At 51.1% G+C, this 19,480-nt stretch carries 15 protein-coding genes and 1 tRNA gene; 8 read left to right on the top strand and 8 right to left on the bottom strand.

Annotation, left to right across the window (positions count from 1 at the left end):
- Positions 1–55 precede the first annotated feature (55 nt).
- The 3 genes from ACN0YR_RS08330 to ACN0YR_RS08320 all read right to left on the bottom strand — a co-directional run bounded on the left by ACN0YR_RS08330 (position 56) and on the right by ACN0YR_RS08320 (position 3,703).
- Positions 56–1,645 (bottom strand): DUF1254 domain-containing protein, encoded by a 1,590-nt coding sequence (locus ACN0YR_RS08330; protein WP_417848894.1) that lies wholly within the window; start codon positions 1,643–1,645, stop codon positions 56–58.
- 948 nt (positions 1,646–2,593) lie between these two features.
- Positions 2,594–2,676: transfer RNA gene (locus tag ACN0YR_RS08325), tRNA-Leu, on the bottom strand.
- Between the two features lie 388 nt (positions 2,677–3,064).
- Entirely contained in the window at positions 3,065–3,703 is a 639-nt protein-coding gene (locus ACN0YR_RS08320; protein WP_417848742.1) for a hypothetical protein, read from the bottom strand.
- A 110-nt stretch (positions 3,704–3,813) separates the two neighbouring features.
- Here ACN0YR_RS08320 and carA point away from each other — a divergent pair, with 110 nt between their 5' ends.
- Positions 3,814–4,980, top strand: a complete 1,167-nt coding sequence (gene carA, locus ACN0YR_RS08315) for a glutamine-hydrolyzing carbamoyl-phosphate synthase small subunit (RefSeq protein WP_417848741.1) — start codon at positions 3,814–3,816, stop codon at positions 4,978–4,980.
- A gap of 272 nt (positions 4,981–5,252) precedes the next feature.
- Entirely contained in the window at positions 5,253–5,720 is a 468-nt protein-coding gene (gene ndk / locus ACN0YR_RS08310) for a nucleoside-diphosphate kinase (RefSeq protein ID WP_417848740.1), read from the top strand.
- 479 nt (positions 5,721–6,199) lie between these two features.
- Here the strand turns inward: ndk and ACN0YR_RS08305 are convergent, their stop codons facing one another.
- The 4 genes from ACN0YR_RS08305 to ACN0YR_RS08290 all read right to left on the bottom strand — a co-directional run bounded on the left by ACN0YR_RS08305 (position 6,200) and on the right by ACN0YR_RS08290 (position 11,354).
- Positions 6,200–7,054 carry an NADP-dependent methylenetetrahydromethanopterin/methylenetetrahydrofolate dehydrogenase gene (locus ACN0YR_RS08305; RefSeq protein WP_417848739.1) on the bottom strand — a complete coding sequence of 285 codons (855 nt, stop codon included), beginning with the start codon at positions 7,052–7,054 and terminating at the stop codon, positions 6,200–6,202.
- Positions 7,055–7,272: 218 nt separating this feature from the next.
- Positions 7,273–7,773 carry a formaldehyde-activating enzyme gene (gene fae / locus ACN0YR_RS08300; RefSeq protein ID WP_417848738.1) on the bottom strand — a complete coding sequence of 167 codons (501 nt, stop codon included), beginning with the start codon at positions 7,771–7,773 and terminating at the stop codon, positions 7,273–7,275.
- 241 nt (positions 7,774–8,014) lie between these two features.
- Positions 8,015–8,908 (bottom strand): hypothetical protein, encoded by an 894-nt coding sequence (locus ACN0YR_RS08295; RefSeq protein WP_417848737.1) that lies wholly within the window; start codon positions 8,906–8,908, stop codon positions 8,015–8,017.
- A 136-nt stretch (positions 8,909–9,044) separates the two neighbouring features.
- On the bottom strand, positions 9,045–11,354 hold the full coding sequence (locus tag ACN0YR_RS08290; protein ID WP_417848736.1) for a DNA translocase FtsK: 2,310 nt from the start codon (positions 11,352–11,354) through the stop codon (positions 9,045–9,047).
- Between the two features lie 440 nt (positions 11,355–11,794).
- Here ACN0YR_RS08290 and ACN0YR_RS08285 point away from each other — a divergent pair, with 440 nt between their 5' ends.
- On the top strand, positions 11,795–12,241 hold the full coding sequence (locus ACN0YR_RS08285) for a hypothetical protein (protein WP_417848735.1): 447 nt from the start codon (positions 11,795–11,797) through the stop codon (positions 12,239–12,241).
- Between the two features lie 65 nt (positions 12,242–12,306).
- Here ACN0YR_RS08285 and ACN0YR_RS08280 read toward each other — a convergent pair whose 3' ends face one another.
- Positions 12,307–12,597 carry a hypothetical protein gene (locus tag ACN0YR_RS08280; RefSeq protein ID WP_417848734.1) on the bottom strand — a complete coding sequence of 97 codons (291 nt, stop codon included), beginning with the start codon at positions 12,595–12,597 and terminating at the stop codon, positions 12,307–12,309.
- Between the two features lie 68 nt (positions 12,598–12,665).
- On the opposite strand from ACN0YR_RS08280, the gene ACN0YR_RS08275 reads away from it, so the two are divergent.
- From ACN0YR_RS08275 to ACN0YR_RS08255, 5 genes are all read left to right on the top strand, one after another.
- Positions 12,666–13,580 carry a hypothetical protein gene (locus ACN0YR_RS08275; protein WP_417848733.1) on the top strand — a complete coding sequence of 305 codons (915 nt, stop codon included), beginning with the start codon at positions 12,666–12,668 and terminating at the stop codon, positions 13,578–13,580.
- A gap of 42 nt (positions 13,581–13,622) precedes the next feature.
- A complete protein-coding gene (locus ACN0YR_RS08270; RefSeq protein ID WP_417848732.1) occupies positions 13,623–14,270 on the top strand; it encodes a MotA/TolQ/ExbB proton channel family protein in 648 nt (215 codons plus the stop codon).
- Between the two features lie 62 nt (positions 14,271–14,332).
- Positions 14,333–14,773 (top strand): ExbD/TolR family protein, encoded by a 441-nt coding sequence (locus ACN0YR_RS08265; RefSeq protein WP_417848731.1) that lies wholly within the window; start codon positions 14,333–14,335, stop codon positions 14,771–14,773.
- Positions 14,774–14,803: 30 nt separating this feature from the next.
- The gene (locus ACN0YR_RS08260; protein ID WP_417848730.1) at positions 14,804–15,520 is read left to right on the top strand and encodes a biopolymer transporter ExbD; all 717 of its coding nucleotides are present in this window, start codon (positions 14,804–14,806) and stop codon (positions 15,518–15,520) included.
- 192 nt (positions 15,521–15,712) lie between these two features.
- Positions 15,713–19,381 (top strand): PQQ-binding-like beta-propeller repeat protein, encoded by a 3,669-nt coding sequence (locus ACN0YR_RS08255; protein WP_417848729.1) that lies wholly within the window; start codon positions 15,713–15,715, stop codon positions 19,379–19,381.
- Positions 19,382–19,480 lie beyond the last annotated feature (99 nt).

The raw sequence follows: 19,480 nt of genomic DNA, 5'->3' as shown, positions 1-19,480 counted from the left end.
TTCTCGACGCCGTTACGCTACTTCTGAGATCATTCGAACGATTCAGAGGCAACGATCACAAAGCATCCTTCATGAGTTCGATTTCTCCCGGTCGCCAGGACTTGTCGAACCAGGGCTCAAGTGGGCCGTAAAGACGGAGCAATGTGAACCATCCCTTGCCGGGGACGGTCTGAATCCAGTTGGTCTTCTTGCCCTCGGGAGCTTCGGGACCGAAATAAAGATCAATTGAGCCATCAGCATTGGCGGTTAGATCGCTGCGTTTGCTGTTCTTGCTGGGGAATTCCTGATCGGTCTGCAGTTCGGATCGCGTCTGCGGATCGTAGACTACGACCGACCAAAAATCCTTCGCCGGAACATCGGCGGGGATAGTAAGCTTATAGGTTTTGGAACCGTCCAGATAGTCGCCTTCGGCGTCGGTGGCAGCAAGAGCGTACTGCGACCCCTTGCCGACCATCTTGAGCACCATGGCTGGCGTATTGACTGTCGCGATGTAGAAGAAGAACGTCCGGGCATCGAGATTGCGCCCGCCGTCGCCCCTGTCCTTCAACCATTCGTAGCTGCCGCCGACGAATGCCGTCTTCCAGGCGCTGTCCGGATAAATGTCGGCTCCTTCGAGACGGGGCCGGAAGGAGATCGCCCGCGCGGTGGCGTTGCCGATCGCGACGGCATCGGTGAGGATCTTCTTCTCGTGGTCGGTCGGTTCGAAAGGCTGGCCCTTCTGGATGCCAACCGAGGCGAACAAACCACGCAGCTCCGGATCAAGCAGCCCGATCGGCTCGCGCTCGATCACGGTATGCAGTTCTTCATAGAACTTAAAGTTGTTGGCATGAATCGTGTTAAATGGAACCCCTGAAGCACTCGTAAAACGCATCTCGGGTGGGTTGGTCTTGCGGGCAAGCGGGTAAACTTTCAACCCGTTCCTGAACATCTCGGCGGAGGCGTCGGGCTTGCCGTCCACAAGAAAGCCGCGGAGGATGACCCAGTTGACGAAACTGGGCGACCGTACCACGAAGTAGTCCACGCCATCGATGGTCGCTTTTTCACCACCGATCGGACCATGGAGATCCCCCTCATAGTCCGGCGGCAGTATGAGGTATTTCCCGCCCTGTCCGCGATCGGGTCCGGGAATGCCCATGTCAACGACGAAACGGAAGTAAGCATCGTTTACAGTCCCAGGACCGCAGCTCGCCGGAATCTCGACGACAGTGGCACCGTCACGTTTTAAGTTGAGAAACAAAGAACAATACACCGTGTCCGTGTTTCCCGTGAGGAACAGCCCGGCCGAGTCCATCAGTTCGTCGAAGAGCATCGCATGGTTCGATGACTCGATGCCAAGTTCGATGTGCCCCAGACGGAGACCCTCGATCGAGGTCGCAGGAATTCCGTTGAGGAAGGTCTCGACGCCCCTCATCTTGAGCAGGTGGTCGTAGAGCTTGTCGACGGTCTCCTCGGTGGGCATGCCGTCGAAGAACTCGAGCCTCCCAATCGAGGTCTCGACCTCGTCAGGCGTCATGATTTTTTGGGGGATCTTGTAGTTGTAGCCCGGCGTCGGCTTGTTTTCTTGAGCAGTCGTGACCGCACATGCGGCAGCCGCCAGCGTCGCGGCCGCAACGCAAATGAGCGTTTGAGTTGGTTTCTTCATCATCATATTCGTGACTCCGCTGATGGCCATGAGATAGATCTTGCGTGTCTGCTGCGTTTCATCCGGCGGATCAATGCAATGTTCGGAGCAAGGTCGTTGAGGCAAACATGATAATCCGGGACTGAGAAGTGATGATAATCGTTGGCGAACAGGAGATGCTATGCACTTCCTGCAATAGCTCAAGGAGCACCTGCGAATTTGTTGGACGTCTGGACATTCGATGATTATCGATGATTATCGATGAAATTGCAGTCGCCGTCCGAGACATAGATCTCGAAATTTTCGATGACATCGCGACACCGTCGTGCTTTGATCCCGCCGCAAACTGCATAACAAGGGCGCCACGTGATCGCGAAACGTTCTCTCACCAAACCGCTCCAATTCTGCACGCTGGAGCGGACTTTGCTCACTATGTTTTTCTGGTGGGAGAATCAGGCGCCTGTTTCGTGAAGATCGAAGAAGGAAGAGCACAGGACTGTTATGACTGCGTTGTTTGTTGAACTCGTGTTCGGTTGCTAACAGATCTGGCAGCTCTTTCAGATTTTTGTCGGTGTATTTCCCGATGGAACTCTTCCATTCACGCACAGCAGTTCTGGGTCATCATGACGTAACTTATTGCACACCTGACTGCTGCCGTGTCCCAGAAGTGTCTCAAACATTGCGGTCTCTGAATTATTGGGACATTTTGAGAGACACGCTCAGTGATGTCTCCACCGATTCTGACCTTCACAAACCCTGAGAATTGACGGAGTTTATCCGAGTAGAGGTAACGTTGGTGGTAACGTTTTTTAGCACGGTGTCGGGGTCCACTGGGATGAATGTAACATTCGTTCAGCATGTTTGAAGCAACATACCAGCCCCCAAGTGGCTAAAGAGAAAGCCCCGGCGACTGCTTTTTTGTTGCGGTCAGCGGGGCTTGTTGAGATTGTTTGGGGTATTCCCAAAAGTTAATACCGAAGGTGGGACTCGAACCCACATGAGTGTTACCTCACTGGATTTTGAATCCAGCGCGTCTGCCATTCCGCCACTTCGGCTGTTGCATGTATCATGCTAGTTGCATCATCAATCGAGACAAGAGAGCCCAGCGATTGGTTCTGCTACTCCAAAAGATTCTAATAGTATCAGCCGAATTAGGCAAATCTAACCGAGCAGCATCACACCCCGCCTCTTCGAATTCCATAAACCACTTGAGTTTAGCAACTTACACGCACTCACAGAACAAGACGCCAGAATTTGTTTGATTTCATGGCGACCGATTTCTGACGAAAGTGTCACAGTGGCGGGTCTCCGGGAAGTGTCACACTCAATCAAATTCGTGATCACAAATTGGATGAACCGATTCAGCAGTGGAAGAGGATTATCAAAACCGAACGGTGAACAGATCAGGTCCCCACAATCAAGAATGGACGAGGCCCGGGTGGCTCAGGAACGCATCAAAATTTTCGCAGTGATGACAGCTGCATTATTCTCGTAGCCCTGACTCGCAAGCTTTTCAACCATCCGTTTAATCTCTCTGGGCGACCAAAAGACGAAGCCCTGCGAATTCAAATGCTCTCGAACTTCTTCTTCCTGGTTGCGGCAGACATTCCCAGCCGCCAGACCAAGCTGAATCCGCGTTTCGGTATTTGCCATTCCCGATTCGATGAGTTGCTGCTTCAGTTTACGAATAACGATCTTCCGGTAACTTGAACAGGTGAATAGCTTGTATTTTCCTTGCGGGATGGCAAACTCCTCCTGCAGAGCATTAAACCGAACGCCGTAAGAATCGAAAAACGATTTGACCTCGAGGGCCAAAACTCGATTTTCCGACAAGTTGAACCCGAGCAAGTCGATCTCTGGGCGGGGAATCGAATGTTTTCCAATTTCGCGTTTGTCTTCCTTGGAGATTTCGACCTTGAAGGATTGTCGAACCCAGTAATTTTTCGATTCCAGGAGCGTACAAATAATGCTCTCGAAGTGATCCATTTTTTGTTCTCCCGAAATTTCAGACCACAATGGAGATTGCAACAACAGCCATCGATACGAGCCGACAACAGGGGCAATAATTCGGTAAACACTCATCGATCACGAAGTTTTGGGAATTACGCCATGATTCAAGGTGACGCATCCTTTTCCCCATCTCCTGAGTCTGGTAAAAACGTCATATCACGGACCCCAACAGTACCTGTACTATGAACCAGCCTGCGAACAACCCGATTTCAAATACCCAGACAGCCAAACTTGCTCTTTCGGATGGAACCGTCTTTACAGGGACTCGCTTTGGTGCCGAAGGAGAATACTTCGGTGAAGTCGTTTTCAACACGAGCTTAACGGGATATCAGGAAATCCTGACCGATCCGTCCTACAATGGGCAGATTGTCACAATGACCTACCCGCTCATCGGGAATTACGGCATCAATACTGACGATGTCGAAAGTGGTCGACTCTCCCTTCGTGGTTTCGTTTGCAAGGAACTCTGCCGTGAGCCAAGCAACTTCCGATCAACTCAATCGCTCGATGATTACCTGCGTGCAAACAATGTGATTGGAATCGAAGGAATCGACACTCGAGCACTGGTTCGGAGAATTCGAACTGAAGGTGCGATGACCGGAGTTCTCTCCACGGTCGATCTTGATGACGCCTCACTCGTCGCCAAAGCACAGCAAAGCCCGGACATCGTTGGGCAGGATCTCATCAAAGACGTGATGCCGGAATCGGATGCGGATTGGCCAACCGGGCTGCACGACATGTTGCTGGACCAGGTGACTCCCTCGATTCATCAATCCAAAGAAGGTGACAAGGCCTTCCATGTCGTCGCCATCGACTATGGTATGAAATGGAACATTCCGCGACACTTGAAACAGATGGGCTGTCAGGTGACCGTCGTCCCTGGGACAGCGACCGCTGAAGAAGTTCTCGCTCACAAGCCCGATGGTGTGTTTCTCTCCAATGGTCCCGGTGATCCGCGACCTCTCGACTACGCTGTCGGAACGATTCGCGACTTGCTCGGCAAAAAACCGATTTTCGGGATCTGCCTGGGACACCAACTTCTCGGATTGGCTTTGGGTGGTGAGATCTTCAAATTAAAATTTGGACACCGGGGAGCCAACCAGCCAGTTCTCAACAAGGAGACTGGTCGAGTTGAAATCACATCACAAAACCATGGATTTGCTCTCTCTGGCGAAACGCTGGCAGAAGGGACTGAGGTCACTCACATCAACCTGAATGACCAGACCGTCGAGGGTATCCGCCACAAAGGTTACGGAGCGTTCGGAGTTCAATACCACCCTGAAGCGTCAGCGGGACCTCATGACAGCCACTACTTGTTCAATGAGTTCCGCAAGATGATGGCGAACTAATCCACTCTCAGGAAATCTGGACAAGTGGCTGCACTCTCAGCGAACCGCAACACTTTCTCCAGCCCTGTTTTCGCTCCCAGATTGCCGGCGTTTTCAAGATCAGCGAAGTGATCAGCCAGAACGAACACATTGAATTGCATTTTTTGAATTGGTTTCACGTTCTCCCTGGTGGCGAACAGCAATTTTACTGGTAAACGCGTTCTACATGGGTAGACGAGAGAGCAAATTGCTCTAGTTTTCAAAACACAAACAGACACTTCGGACCCTTTAAGATGGCACTCGAAAAATCACTGATCCTGCTGAAGCCTGACGCCGTGCAGCGTCGCCTTTGTGGTGAGATCATCTCTCGCCTCGAAAACAAAGGACTCAAACTCATTGCAATGAAAATGTTGCAAGTGACCAAAGAGCTCGCAGCACAACATTACGAAGAGCACGTTGAAAAACCGTTCTACCCGATGCTCGAAGAGTTCATTACCTCAGGCCCAGTCGTCGCGATCGTCGTGGAAGGTCCAGAAGCGGTCAGCGTCGTCCGTGGAATGATGGGAAAAACCAACGGTCGCGAATCTGCCCCCGGGACAATCCGAGGCGACTTCGGACTCTCCCGACAGGTCAATCTCATCCACGGCAGCGATGGTCCCGAAGCCGCCCTGCGAGAAATCGGCATCTACTTCCAAGCCGAAGAAGTACTCAGCTACAAATCTTCCCTCGACGAATGGGTTTGTGCCAGCGACGAGTTATAAAAAATAAACACCCGCAGATTCACTGATAAAAACAAAAAGCCTCCAGTCGATGACCGGAGGCTTTTTTTTGTACTCAACTTTTGATTGCCTCAAAACGCTCATCCTCGTCATTGATCAAGACATCCCAACTCAAGCGTTTCCACCTCATCTTCAGTCAGGAAATCGAGCGAGAGGGCCTTCGTTCCCAACTCTTGAAGAATAAACCCCTGGCATCTTTTAATCGTGTTGCCTCAAGCTCTCTTTAACAGCAGTCTTCGAAATCCCCGGTGGGAAGTCTGCAACGAATCCCACGGCGACACGTGATCACCTAGAGCAGTTTGCTCTACCGTGTGCCCGTGAAGAACGCATTTCTCTAGTAGAAATACTGTTCGCCACGAGGCAGAACCTGAAAACCAATTCGAAAGATGTTCTATTCAATCGAAGTCGTGAACGAAGTCGTGAAAGCGATCTTCGTGAGAAAGAAGAAGCACTGAAATGCTTTAAACGCTTCCGGCGATGTTGTAAATCTCTGCCGCATTGAGAACTTGATCGTTTGAGGTGAAGAGTTTTTCGACCGCGGCTCGGTGAGTTTTCATTTTCAAGCCGCCAACACCAAAAGCACCGTAGCTGGTCGCGCCGTTAATCTCGACTGCATTATCGGTGGGACTGATGCCTTCCAGGCCGACAGGTGGGACAGCGTTGACATCGATGGCGACTTTCAACGTTTCGATCCCTTCGACTTCCTCACCCGTGAGGAACTGAACGCCTGCAGCGCCGGCTGCAATGATGAGATTGATACCGTCGACAGCGGCTGCAACTCCCTCATCTGAGAACTCGCAAGGGACCACTTTCGCCTCGGGGACAGCGTGTCGAATTTCTGCACAGGTGACTTGAGCACGCTCTTCGCTGCGAGAGGCGATGCGGACTGTTGCTCCCTGAGCTGCAAGGATTTGCGCACAGCGATGACCGACTGGACCAGTTCCACCAAGGATGAGTGCTTCAGTTGTATGGAAATCGAGGTGCTTCGACGCACATCGGACCGCGGCGGCGGCTGTCGTATTGGAACCGTTAGAATCAATCATTACCGAGACCCGCATCGGGCCGAAGAAGGTGTCTTGAATCTTTGCGAGGAGCCGTTCTCCTGCTTCAACATTACTGCCACTGATAAAGATCGCTGTGTTTCTGAGCTCTTCCGCACCGCGAGTAAAGATCGCACCATGAATGAGCGGTTCGACGTTTTCAGGAGTCACACCTCCATAGCTGAAGAGTTCATCCACACCGCTGTCGATGGCCACAACCCGATCGAACGAGGATGGAAGAGAGTCAGTGTCGAGCTGAATAAGAATCTTTTTCATCTGAGAGTGATCCGAAAAGAATTGGTCGTAATGATTTGAACTGATCCTGAAACCTGAGTTGACTCTCTCAAAGACTGAGAAGAATACCATTCCGCAAGTTTTCGGACTGGCTCTGAAGTATCCTAACGAAAACACCCCCGATCAGAAATCGGGGGTGCGAAATATCGTCTCCCGAACCAGAAAACCCCGGGAGTGAGTGATCTTTGTAATGGAGGAGATTAGCTCTTTGCAAAGAATGGATGAGCTGAAGTATCCTTCTTGGCGACCATCTCTTCGGCACTTGGCTCGTTCTTCATTGCTCTTTCGATGGAGAGCTTAGTTGCTTCGTAATTGTACTGATAAATCTTTTGATCGTCGTTCGCTTCCCAGTGAATGAAGACACCACAAATGATGCACAACTTTTCAGCCTGGTCTTTCGGAATTGTCCCTTCAGCGACGCATTCTGCGACTGCATCGGCAACTGCACGTTGAGCAGGGCCGAACATTTGGACTGCTTGCTTTGCACCTTTGATTGTCACTTTGGTGACCATCACTGTTGCTGGTTTCACAGCCAGATTTGGTTCGAGCACAGCCAGCAAGTTGCTATGACCTTGCGATTGTGTTGAAAGTGCATTGGCAAATGCGATTCCAGCAGGACCACTTTTGTCACCGATGATCAAATCGATGTGCGAAACTTCATTACCTTCGCCCACCAGGGCTTCACCAACTTGGAATGACATTGTTAATGTGCTCCTCTCGATGCAATAAAAACTTGACCTCCACCAAACAATTGATAGCAGTCTTGATTCGCGGAGTCTAACAAGTCTGAAGCGATTTCCCAACGTATTGGAGCCTGCGATTCCAGTGAGGACTTGCATTTCTTTCCAGCAGGTCGGACCTCAATCTTAGAGAAACTGGCCCTATTCTTACTAACTTCACACCTGCGAAGTTGGCGTTCCCTGCGAAAACGAGACCGTTTGTTCACCACCAGAATGTGACGCCGCCAATGAGACCTTGCAGGTTTGTGTCACCGATGTGCAAGATGTCGTAGCCAGTGAAGATCTCGACATGCTCGTAGACGAGGCCCAGTGTTGTCTTGGAATGATACAAATCTGCATCCCCGATGGTTCCTGCATCGAGAACGCTACGTATGACAAACGGTTCCGTCGGAAACCAGTCGAAGCCGTACGTAAAGTTGAAGCCAACGTCCGTTTGCCCACCGCTCAGCCAGTTGAGCCCAAGCCCCGTGTAGAACTGAGCATGTTCATTTTGAGCGAAACGAAAGACCAGATTTGCATCGCCGGTCCACAACGTATCGTGACGGCTGCCGGTCACATTTTCTTGCCAATAATTCCACTCGGTGTCCAAACCCAATCGAGAGATATTGTCCAGCTGTAAGCGTCCGCCGAAACGCTCCAGACCGGAGAAATCGGTCCCATACTCGGTCGTCAAACGAAATGAGTTCGTGTTCTGGGCAGTCTCGTCGAGGGTCACAAGTTCCAGGAAACCGTTGTGACCATTGTCGTATGGGAAATCTGAAAACTGAACGACGTCGACATAGTCATCGCCAAGCATGGCAGGAGGGACAACCCAGGGAGAAGCGACGGCATAGAAAAAGACCATCCCCGAGAAGGAGACAATGGCATCATCTTCATCGTCGCAGTAATCATTATGGCGGCGACGCTTCCGTTTCTTCTTCGGGCGATCGTCGTCGTCGCCGTCGTCATCAGTAGCAGCCGCCTTCTTCGAGTTGCTCCCTTTGGCCGACTCCCGAACGTTGTCCAAATCACCAGCGAACAGCGCATTCCCAACCAACAGTGGCATCAGGAATGCCATGAGTGTGAGCAAAATGTTCAAGCGACTTGCTCGCGACACGTTCGAGTCCTCCCGGGCGGGGAGGGTCATACTCGAAACTGTGGATGCGTCGCAAGATCGTTTTGAATGTCCGAATCGATGGTTTCAGATGCCGGAGATCGTCCTTGCAACAGAATGAAAGCATGCGCCAAGTTGGCTACATCGCCATTTCCATCGCTTCTTGACGAGCTTCCCATTCTTCGAAACTGCAAATCACTTCACGGCATTTTGAACCGTTGTAGTCACCCACAATGCCGTCTTCTGCCATGTGATCAACCATTCTTGCAGCTCGACCATAACCAACACCCAATGCACGCTGCAGTAACGAAACACTTCCGCGACCTTCACTTAAAACAACAGAAACAGCCTGTTGATACATCGCATCGCGTTCAGTCGAAACGCCTCCTCCTCCCGGTCCGGACGACATCGCAGCCTTGGTGGCTTGTTCGATTTCAGGCGAGTAACGAGGTTCGTAATCGCTGTAGAATTCGATGACTGAATTCACTTCTTCGTCGCTGATGTACGTTCCTTGCGCACGAGTCACACTACTGGTTCCCGGAGCAAGATAGAGCATATCTCCGTTTCCGAGCAGTCTCTCGGCTCCCATTTCGTCGAGAACCACGCGACTGTCCGTTCGTGAAGCAACCTGGAAAGAAATTCTCGCCGGCAGGTTGGATTTGATCAAACCGGTGATGACATCGACCGTTGGTTTCTGAGTCGCCAGGACCAAATGGATTCCGACTGCCCGCGATTTTTGGGCAAGACGAATAATGTGAGACTCGACTTCCTTGCCATTGGTCATCATCAAGTCAGCCATTTCGTCAGCGACAATGACAATATAGGGCATGCGGTCCGGAACATCGTCCGCTTCTTCATCCCCTTCTGCGATCCCCATTCGGTCGAGGACTTTTTCACGGCCAAGTTTATTGTAACTATCAAGATGGCGTACCCCGACTTTAGCGAGCAAGTCGTAGCGTTCCTCCATCTTGTCGACGGCCCAAGCCAGGACCGCTTCCGCTTTCTTCATGTCGGTGATGACAGGATTCATTAAGTGTGGGATGCGAGTGTAAGGGCTGAGCTCGACCATCTTCGGGTCGATCATCAACATCCGTACCTCGTCTGGCGTCCGCGTCATCAGTATTGAAGTAATGAGCGTATTCAGGCAAACAGATTTCCCCGTTCCCGTTCGACCAGCGATCAGTAAGTGTGGCATCTTGGTCATGTCGACAACCAACGGACGACCGCTGACGTCTTTTCCGAGGAAGATCGGAACCGCCATTTTATCTGCTTCTGCTGACATTGTTTCAGCGAGTTCTTTCAACCGCACAGTCACTTGTTTCTCATTCGGGACTTCCACACCGACGGTGTTCTTTCCAGGAATCGGAGAGACAACACGAACCGCAGGGACGCGCAAGGCGACCGCTAAATCGTCAGCCAGGTTGACGACTTTCGAAATCCTCAATCCCGGTTCGAGAGTCAGTTCAAACTGAGTGACAACCGGACCGGTATCAATCTCTGCAACTTTGACGTTCAACCCGAACTCTTCAAACGTCCGTTCAAGAACAACAGCCGCTTCCTGTGCCTTCTTCGCTAGCAACTCAAATGGAAACTCTTCCGCATCTTCGAGAATATCAAGAGAGGGCAAGTCGACTTGCTCTAAACGTTCGCGCACTTTCGGTTTGAACAAGCTGCTCATCAACCCTTGACCCGCACCTTTGACGGTGACCGGAGCGTTCACCTTAAACTCAGTTGGAACACGGGATCCTTCTACGATCTCAACGATCTCCGCTGGTTCCGGATCACCTTCAGGTTCAAGTTCTGGCTCAGCTTCCAACTCAGGCTTAAGTTTGCGGGCGGCTGTTTTTTCAACGGCGATATCACTGACAGGTGGTCGCTGTTTTTTGGTGTAGATCGAACGTATACACCACAAGAGCGGAGCAAAGAAAACACGATAAACAATTCGAAAGAAAAGCGTCTCCGTTGCCAGAATCATTCCGACACAGAAAAGCGTGGCGATAATCACAATTGAGCCTACGATGGAAAAATTCTCCATCAACAAAACCCGCCCCCACGCACCCAGGTAGCCCCCACTTCCAATCAATGGTGAGTTCGGAAGATTTGGAACGGTGAGATGCAGCAACAGGCACAACGAAATCAACATCGTCAATGCTCCGATGATGCGAACTACGGGGTCCGCAAGCTGTTTGCGGGAGAACAGACCCATATCGATGCAAAACAGGCTGACCAGAAAGAACCAGGCTCCAAGACCGAACGCGTTCACTAAGAGATGGGCGATGAAAGCCCCGGTCGGTCCGCACAAGTTGGTGACGTATGTCCGCGCAGGGTAAACCGACGTCGACGGAGGGTCCGCCGAATCGTAGCTGAACAAGGCGAGTGCCACGAACAGTGTCGCAGCGAATAAGCCCAGCGCCAGCAAATCATTTTTCAGACGTTGGTAATCAATCATGTTCGTTCAGTGTCGCAGGAGATCTCTTCTGCGCTCACCTCCCGTGAGGGGCCTTTGTGGACAGGTCCGTTCTGCCGTTCTTTTCGCGAGTCAACTCAGCGTGCTGAGAGAACTCTCTGAATCATCCCGCCTTTGCCGGTGCGGCCTGCTGAAAATGCGGGGCGTGCTGCTCGCTGCTGAATCGTTCTCTGGAAGCCGCATTCCTTGAGTGATTCACCAGAGGCAAAATTACGAATGCCGAAATCGGTGACAACACCTCAAACTTACACTCTGAAATGGACCGAGTTGAGAAAACTCACCAAGACTGTGTATTTTTTACAACAGAGTTTCAGGATCAGCAGGACCGTTACTGTTGTAGCGAGCAGAGGGTTCCCAAACGGTCTGACGCAACACGATAAAACCAACTGTAACGAATCCTCCAGCAATAACGGGCGATAGCAATGATGAATGACGAGGAAGAGCTCAAGAGTTTTAAGCGGATTCTGCTCGCCACTGTCCTGTTTCTCGTCTCGACTTACTTCGCCATCAAGGAAGTGAAGTACATCATCTTTGGAAAAACAGCGACCGCAACGGTGCAACGAGTCTTTGAAACCGAAGAACGTGGTCGACGGGGCCGCAAGCGGAAACTACTGGCAATCGAATATTCATTCATGGATGAAAGCGGGCGCTCCCACAGCGAGCGCGATGACGTGGCTGTCAGTTGGGGTGACCCCGGAAAATCGGTTGAAGTGGAGTACCTTTCAGGTGTTGAAGATTCATCAAGACTCCACGGCCATTCGAACAAGGGATCAATCTGGATCTTCTTAGGTTGCCTGAGTTGGCTGGCCTACACGGGATACAAACTTGCCAAGGAAGCAAACGAACCATTCAAACCTCAGCGAAGGTAGTTGCCCTACGGTGATTCTGAATGCGTGGTCAATCCGCCTGAACCATTTGCTCTACCGTTTGCCCATTAACAGCGGGCCCGGAAAAAACGGTGCCGATCCACAGTGCAGATCGCGAATACGATTCCGAAAGCTGCTCCATCTGGATTCTTTTGACAAGTAATTTTCAGGAGTAACACAGTCCCAGTTGTTGTGTGAATATGCGAATGAATACTTCGCATTTCCCGACGTTCTGGAGTCTCGACTGCTTCTCCAAATTCTGAGTGAGACAAGATTTCAAACGCTGCTTCAGCAACCAGAAGTACGGCAGCGAGTTGACACTGTTGATAGTAACCACGTAGCATTTTGCCTAACATCATTCTGATGTTGGGGGGTAGGTCTCTCCATTCCTCCCATCCCACGAAACTTCGTCACACTTTTTTACGCCATGTCATTTAAGCTCACATCCACTCCGATGGCGAAGCCCAGCCTTTCGGCAATGTCGAACGTGCCTGAGCCGGTCATGAAAGTGAACGCTTTCGACCGTCTCAGTGCGGGGATGATTGCGTTTGTGTTCGGGTTGATACTGGTGGTGATCGGGATTCTGCTTTGGTGGGCATCAACACGAGTAGAGAAACCGACATTCCTGGTCCCTATGGAAATGGTCGAAGTTGGCGGTGAGGAAGACGGCGCTCCTGATGAGACGCTGCAGATTGAGTCCCCCGAAGACCCAAATGAAAATCCGTCCCCCACAGAAGAAGTTCTGGAAGAAGCAGAATTGACAGATTTTGTCGAAGACGTCGTCGAACTGGCTGATGTCGCGACACAGCAGGTTAATGCAATTCCGGTCAGCCAGCCGGGAACTCCAGGGAGTGCCGTCGGAACAGGCCGAAAGCGACTTGGGAACGGACCTGGAAATTCGATCCCCAACGAAGAACGCTGGTTCATTCGCTACTCAGACAAAGCCTCCGTCGACGAGTACGCAAAACAGCTCGACTATTTTGGTATCGAAATGGGTGCTCTGATCCCGAGCGGTCAACTCATCTTGATGAGCAACATGAGCGCAGGGTCGCCCAAGAAAACCACAAAAAGTTCCGGCAAAGGCGAAACCCGTCTCTATATGACGTGGCAAGCAGGAAACCGCAAAGCTGCGGACGAAACACTGTTTAAGAAAATTAATGTCGACGTTTCAGATGCCATCCTGTTCCACTTCTATCCGAAGAAAACAGAGCAGATGTTACTGCAACTGGAGTATGACTACGCTAAGCGAAAGGCGTCCGAAATCCGTCGGACTTATTTCGTTGTTGCGAAGAAGGGTTCGGGCTATCAATTTGTGGTCACCAGACAAACCTACTTGAGATAAACTCAACGAAAAACGTGCCGTAAGGTCAAGAAGGCGTAATACATGAACCAGCTTCTCGTAGTAGCAGGACCAGTGATTTATGTTGCGATGGCACTCGCAGCACTGTACGGAGTCTTCTGTGCCGTTCTCCTGTTTCGAAAAATTTCACAGAAACGATTTTCAAGTGCGTCCCAATCGGGAGAGTTTTTAGATGAGGTTCGAGACAAGCTCTACCACCGCGATTTTGACGGGATCGTAGAACTTTGTGATTCTCCTCCTTACTGGAGCAAAGCACTTGCTCAGATGATTTTAGTCGCCCTGGCTCATCGAGACCGCGGACTCTCAAAGTTACGTATCTTGCTGGCAGAGAAGTACGAACGTGATGTCCTCGCCGATCTGGAGTATCGCTTCTCGTGGATCGGAACGATCGTCAAAACGGCTCCCATGCTCGGGCTGCTCGGAACCGTCTCGGGGATGATCCTCGCGTTTGGAAAAATCGCAGGTTCCGGGGAATCGGGTGTTAACCCGGCAGACCTGGCTGACGACATCAGCTTTGCACTCCTCACCACCGCCTGCGGTTTGATGATTGCCATTCCACTGACCATGCTGGGGGCAGCCGTGCAGGTCAAGAAAGGGAAGATGACCGACGCAGTTCAAGAAGACTTGAGTGAGTTTCTGCACGACCTGGAAAAAGTGATGGCGGAAGGCTGATAGAAAAGTACAACAACCAAGCGAGTTGACAGCGAAAATCTGAAGCCGAGCAGGATGACAACGTGGCCTCGACATTTGGGAAATCGAAGCGAATTCAAACAGACGACGAAGATCTGGACATTACGCCCATGATCGATGTGACGTTTCTGTTGCTGATTTTTTTCATGGTCACTTCCAACATGAAACAGTCAGCGACTGTCAACATTCCCCGGGCCAAACATGGTGAAAGTGTTCCGACTTCACAGGCTGTCATCCTGACAATCTTCAAGACCGACGGTGACCCAGAAGTTTATCTCTCGGACGGGACGAAAGATAACGGACCAGTCGGCATGGAAGAGGTGACCGCATACGTTTCGGCGGGTGTAGCTGAGGGGAAAAAATATATCATTATCAAAGCAGATAAGGATCTCCCTTCCGGGTTTGTGGAAGAAGTTGCACGGGCCGCGAATGAAGTGGATGACGCCGAACTAACCTTTTACATCGGCATCATAGACAAGAAGTAGAGTCGAACCGGCCCGAAGTGACCAATACCAATGCCAATCATTTTCCGTTGTTCCAACTGTGGGCAAAAGCTCAGCGTCACTCGCAAGAAAGCGGGCAAGGCGGTGACATGCCCAGAGTGCGTACAACGAATTACGGTTCCCGCTCCCAAAGAACTCTTGGAAAATCAAGAACCGGAAGATGCGGATGCTTCAGGAAAATTAGAATTAGAGCTTGTTCGCAACGAACAGGCTCAGCTTTCTGAGTCAGAGATCCAGACGGAATGGTCGAACAAACGGAATCCCTGGATCGAAACTGATGAAGAGGAAGACGACGACTTCAACTTGGGATCGGCCGACCTGGAAGAATCAGGTTTGGACATGACCCCCATGGTGGATGTCACGTTTCTACTACTGATCTTCTTTATGATCACCGCGTCGTTCAGCATGCAGAAATCGCAGCCAGCAACTCCACCAGAGCCAGACGAAGAAGGAGTTTCTCAATCGGTCACGATGGAAGACCTTGAAGAAGAATCCGTAGTTGTCGAGCTTGATGAAGAAAACACAATTCGGGTGGACGACGTCCCCGTTTCGGGTATCGGAGAATTGACCGATGTCCTCGCAGCAAAGATCGGAAACGAAGGGAAAACAGAAATGCTCATCGAAGCGCACCCGAACGCGAAACATGGCCTTGTCGTCGCTGTCACCGATGCCGGGATCGAAGTGCAAATGCAGCGAATCCGTCGTGCAGTGAAGAAGAATGATGACTAGTTTTCGAGCCACAAAATGATCGGTAGGAACAGATTCTATCGAAGGAAATAACAAGTCGAACATCCACAGCTGATTTCCCCCACTGAGCCTTGAATCTTTGTACAAAGCCCTGTGTGGTGAAATACCCTGTCGTAAAAATTGAAGAGACTCAAACACAGACCGATCAGTCCCATGGTCGAAGCAGGTTGAAGAATGGCGTTTCTGGAAATAGTTCACATCTCGGGTGAAGTCGATCAGATGAAGCTGTCCAAGCAGCAACCTCTGACGATCGGAAGCCATTCGTCGACTGACATCACCATCGATGAAGACAATGTCGAAATCATGCATTGTCGTATCAGTTGGGGAAAAGGTGGTTATGAAGCAGTCGCCGCAGGGACGGAACCGATTGAAGTCAACGGAAATCTGGTCCAGCGAGCTGTGCTGAAAGCGGGAGACACCCTCCGTTTCGGTTCGGTGGATATCCGTTATCGCGACAGCAAGGAAGATGGTCACACTGCCGTCGAAGATGAACACCAAGCAGAACGCGGTTTGAAGCCGTTGTCGGAAGAAATCCCTGCTCCGAGAACTCCTTCTCAAAAGGCCTCACCTGAAGTGGATGAAATTAACGAAGACGACCTGATCGAAGACGATTTAGAAATTCTCGACGACGACGCTGATGACGATGATGCATCGCCAGGAGGAGTTGATATCGCTGCTGGGTTGGCCGCTCTCGCTGCTGCCGAAAGCCAGGGGAGTGGGAAATCGTCACGGAAGAAAAAACAAAAATCAAAGCCGAAGCAAAAACCGAAGGCAGAAGCCCAGCCAAAGCAACCAGCGAGCAAGCCTTCAGCGACCGTTGCACCGAAAGAGAAAGCTACCCCCGAAAGTCCTGAACCGAGCAGCGCTCCCAAGCCTGCGGTAATTCCACGGGACGATGACCAACTCTCTCCACGTCTTCGTGAGGCGATGCGGAACCGGCAGCGACGCCCCGGAGAAGAAGATCCTTTTCGCTCCCCGTTAGTCCTTGCACTGACTGGTGGTGCGGCAGCCCTCATGCTCACCGGAGCCATCTTCTTCTTTATTGCTTCGCGACAAACTGCCCAACAGCAATTTGATCAGGCCAACGCCCTTTATGAAGAAAGCAAGTTTCAACCAGCGATTGAAGAGTTTCAAAAATTTGCTGCCGCATACCCTCGCCTCGACCTAACGGTCAAAGCCAAAACACTCGCCGGACTGGCACGAGTCCGGAAGGAGATTGACGTCGCAGCTCCCAAGTTTGAAGAAGGCCTGACACAGCTTCGGGTCTTCATTCGAGAAAATTCAGATCGTGATGATGAGTTCGAGGCGTTGCATCCAGAGATTGTCACACACGCCCGAACGATCTCTCTTGAAGCCGCTCAGGCAGCGGGGAAACAGCACAATGCCGATTTCTTAAAAATCTCGCGCGAAGCACGGACCATCCTGAACACCTATGCTCCGAAGGACAATCCTCCCAAGGAGACTCTCGATCAAATTGAAACCGCATTACGTGTCTCCGAAGCAGAGATCCTGAAAAACGATGTCTACAAAGATCACGTTGATCGCATGTCGAAAGCATTGGCTAACGAAGACCCAGCGAAAACCCAACCGCTGGAAGCACTGAAAATTCGTCGTGATCTACTGGTTCGCTACCCACAAAACTCTCCAACTGACCGAGGTGGTTTCGCCAGAGACAAAAAGGTCGTCGAGCTCTTTAACAAAGCTCTGACGCTTGAGCAGAAGAAAGTTGTCGAATCGAAAAACGACATCGAAGCCGTTGTTGAAGACGATGAAACGACAGCAATTCCGTTAACGCTGGCATTCCATGGGCGAACTCGTACCGACGAAGTCTCTGTTGGAAAGTCGGTCATCGCGATTGCTAAAGATTGCTGTTATGGCGTTGATTTCGTCACTGGCGAACCAATTTGGCGACGTGTCGTCGGATTCGATACGCCCTTCTTTCCAATTCAAGAGTCGCAACTCCCCAGCGTCATCCTGTTCGACACCAACAAGCTTGAACTCGTCCGTTTGAATCAAACAACTGGTCAACTCATCTGGAAACAGCCGCTCAACGATTTCGTGACTGGTCGCCCATTATTAGTCGACAACACGATTTATGTTTCGACCGAATCGGGACGATTTCTGGCCGTCGATTTAGCAACCGGACTGATCGCTGGTCAGCTCAATTTTTCTCAACCGATTTCAAGTTGTGTTGAACTGGAAGATGAACAGCATCTGTTTCTCGCGGGGAATGAAGAGGTCTGCTACACGATTAGTAAACGCCCCTTGGCATGCGTGAAGGTGTCGTATCTCGGACAACAGCCCGCATCTGTCGACTCTCCGCTTCTGGAGATGGGACCGTATGTCCTGATGATCGAAAACAAAACCAACTCCGCCAGATTGCGGTTGATGAACGTGGCGAAGGCTGATGAACCTGCCACGGAAGTTGCTTCTGCCGTGATTGGCTCTCGTGTGATTGACGATCCTGTGATCCGCGGACGAAACCTGTTCGTCCCAGCGACTGGTGAATTGATTTACGCATTTTCCGTTTCAGACGACCCCGGACAGCCACCGCTGACAAAAGGGCCAATCTTTGATGGACAAGGGAGCAAAGGAGACAGTATCAACCTTTTGACTGGCCCTAATGGTCAAGTCTGGATGGCAACTGATGCACTGAATCGGCTGCAACTCTCGACTGACTCCTTACAACCTGACGGCAGCCCAGCTGCTCCGGGAGTCGCCACGCAGCCGTTGCAAATGGTCTCAGGATACCTGCTGAACGCTCGACGTCGCGCCTATACCGACGCAGTGACTTTCACCCGTACGAACCGGGACGACATGACCAGCGACTGGCAGGTTGTCCTCGGTGGAGAACTGCTGGCAATCACGGGGAGTACGGGCGATTCCATTAACATCGCTGCCATCAACGAAGCGGGCCAAGCATTCAAAATCGGGAGTCGACAACTTTCCGGAGGGAAGTTTGTGACAGACGCTTCAGTTCGGCTTCCACTACATCAAGACTTGGAAACCCCTTTAGTTGGCGCAAAAATCTCGGGGAACCGCATCGCGGTTGCCTGTGGAAATCCAGAGCCGAGGCTTTGGATCATCAACGCTGCCGGGCAAATCGAAGGCTCTCCACGAATTCCTGAACCTGTCCAGACTGCTCCAGCATCACTTGGAGACAGAGTGGTTTTGCCGCTGAACGGACGATTGCATGTCGTCCGACTCTCCGGGCAAGCAGCTGTGCAGGACTACCTGTTGCCGACTGGCGAAGAACATGAATGGAAGTCGTTAGCTGCCGTTGGGGAAGATCAATTGGTGGCAGTTACAAAGAAGGGACTTGCCATCCTGCTGAAGATCCAACCGACACCACGCCCCCATTTAGCAGAGGTCGCGAAACTGGAATTAGGGGCAGCCGTCCTCACCGACGTCGCAGCGACTGAGAGCATGATCGCAATCGCAGATGCATCGAAAAAATTAACACTGTTCGACACAGTTCGGCTTGACCCGATCGCTTCTCGAACATTTTCGCAACCGATTACTTCAACACCGCAACTGGTCGACAATGTCGTTTACGCAGAAGCGGGAAGTCAGCAATTTCATGCCATGAAGCCGGACGATCTCTCAGATCTGTTCACATCTCCACTGAAGTCTGTTTCGGTTACTGGAATCGCTAAAAGTGGCTCGAAGCTGATCGTTGCGCAGCAGAATGGAATCGTGAGTGAGATGAATTCCGAAACAGGTGAAGTGACGAAAGAACACAATTTGAAGTCTGTTTTGAGTGCTGGGCCACTTCACATTGGTGACGAACTGTTTGTCATCACAATCGACGGCACAATGTTTCGTCTCGATATCACCAAATAAACGAAACTGATTCCAAACATCGCAATTGAAACGCCTGAAATCGCTGTGATCCAGTGCAATGACAATGACCTTTTCAGGCTTTGTCAGAGCGAATGAGAG

Origin of the sequence: Thalassoglobus sp., from assembly GCF_048270125.1 — a bacterium.
In the GTDB taxonomy this organism is placed as follows: domain Bacteria; phylum Planctomycetota; class Planctomycetia; order Planctomycetales; family Planctomycetaceae; genus Thalassoglobus.
Note: the sequence above shows the minus strand (reverse complement) of the source record. Positions and strands in the feature narration are given on the sequence as shown.

Excerpts from the sequence above, each read along its gene's own strand:
- ACN0YR_RS08330 (WP_417848894.1), bottom strand. The coding sequence starts at position 1,645 with ATGATGAAGAAACCAACTCAAACGCTCATTTGCGTTGCGGCCGCGACG.
- ACN0YR_RS08320 (WP_417848742.1), bottom strand. The coding sequence starts at position 3,703 with ATGAGTGTTTACCGAATTATTGCCCCTGTTGTCGGCTCGTATCGATGG.
- carA (WP_417848741.1), top strand. The coding sequence starts at position 3,814 with ATGAACCAGCCTGCGAACAACCCGATTTCAAATACCCAGACAGCCAAA.
- ndk (WP_417848740.1), top strand. The coding sequence starts at position 5,253 with ATGGCACTCGAAAAATCACTGATCCTGCTGAAGCCTGACGCCGTGCAG.
- ACN0YR_RS08305 (WP_417848739.1), bottom strand. The coding sequence starts at position 7,054 with ATGAAAAAGATTCTTATTCAGCTCGACACTGACTCTCTTCCATCCTCG.
- fae (WP_417848738.1), bottom strand. The coding sequence starts at position 7,773 with ATGTCATTCCAAGTTGGTGAAGCCCTGGTGGGCGAAGGTAATGAAGTT.
- ACN0YR_RS08290 (WP_417848736.1), bottom strand. The coding sequence starts at position 11,354 with ATGATTGATTACCAACGTCTGAAAAATGATTTGCTGGCGCTGGGCTTA.
- ACN0YR_RS08285 (WP_417848735.1), top strand. The coding sequence starts at position 11,795 with ATGATGAATGACGAGGAAGAGCTCAAGAGTTTTAAGCGGATTCTGCTC.
- ACN0YR_RS08280 (WP_417848734.1), bottom strand. The coding sequence starts at position 12,597 with ATGATGTTAGGCAAAATGCTACGTGGTTACTATCAACAGTGTCAACTC.
- ACN0YR_RS08275 (WP_417848733.1), top strand. The coding sequence starts at position 12,666 with ATGTCATTTAAGCTCACATCCACTCCGATGGCGAAGCCCAGCCTTTCG.
- ACN0YR_RS08270 (WP_417848732.1), top strand. The coding sequence starts at position 13,623 with ATGAACCAGCTTCTCGTAGTAGCAGGACCAGTGATTTATGTTGCGATG.
- ACN0YR_RS08260 (WP_417848730.1), top strand. The coding sequence starts at position 14,804 with ATGCCAATCATTTTCCGTTGTTCCAACTGTGGGCAAAAGCTCAGCGTC.
- ACN0YR_RS08255 (WP_417848729.1), top strand. The coding sequence starts at position 15,713 with ATGGCGTTTCTGGAAATAGTTCACATCTCGGGTGAAGTCGATCAGATG.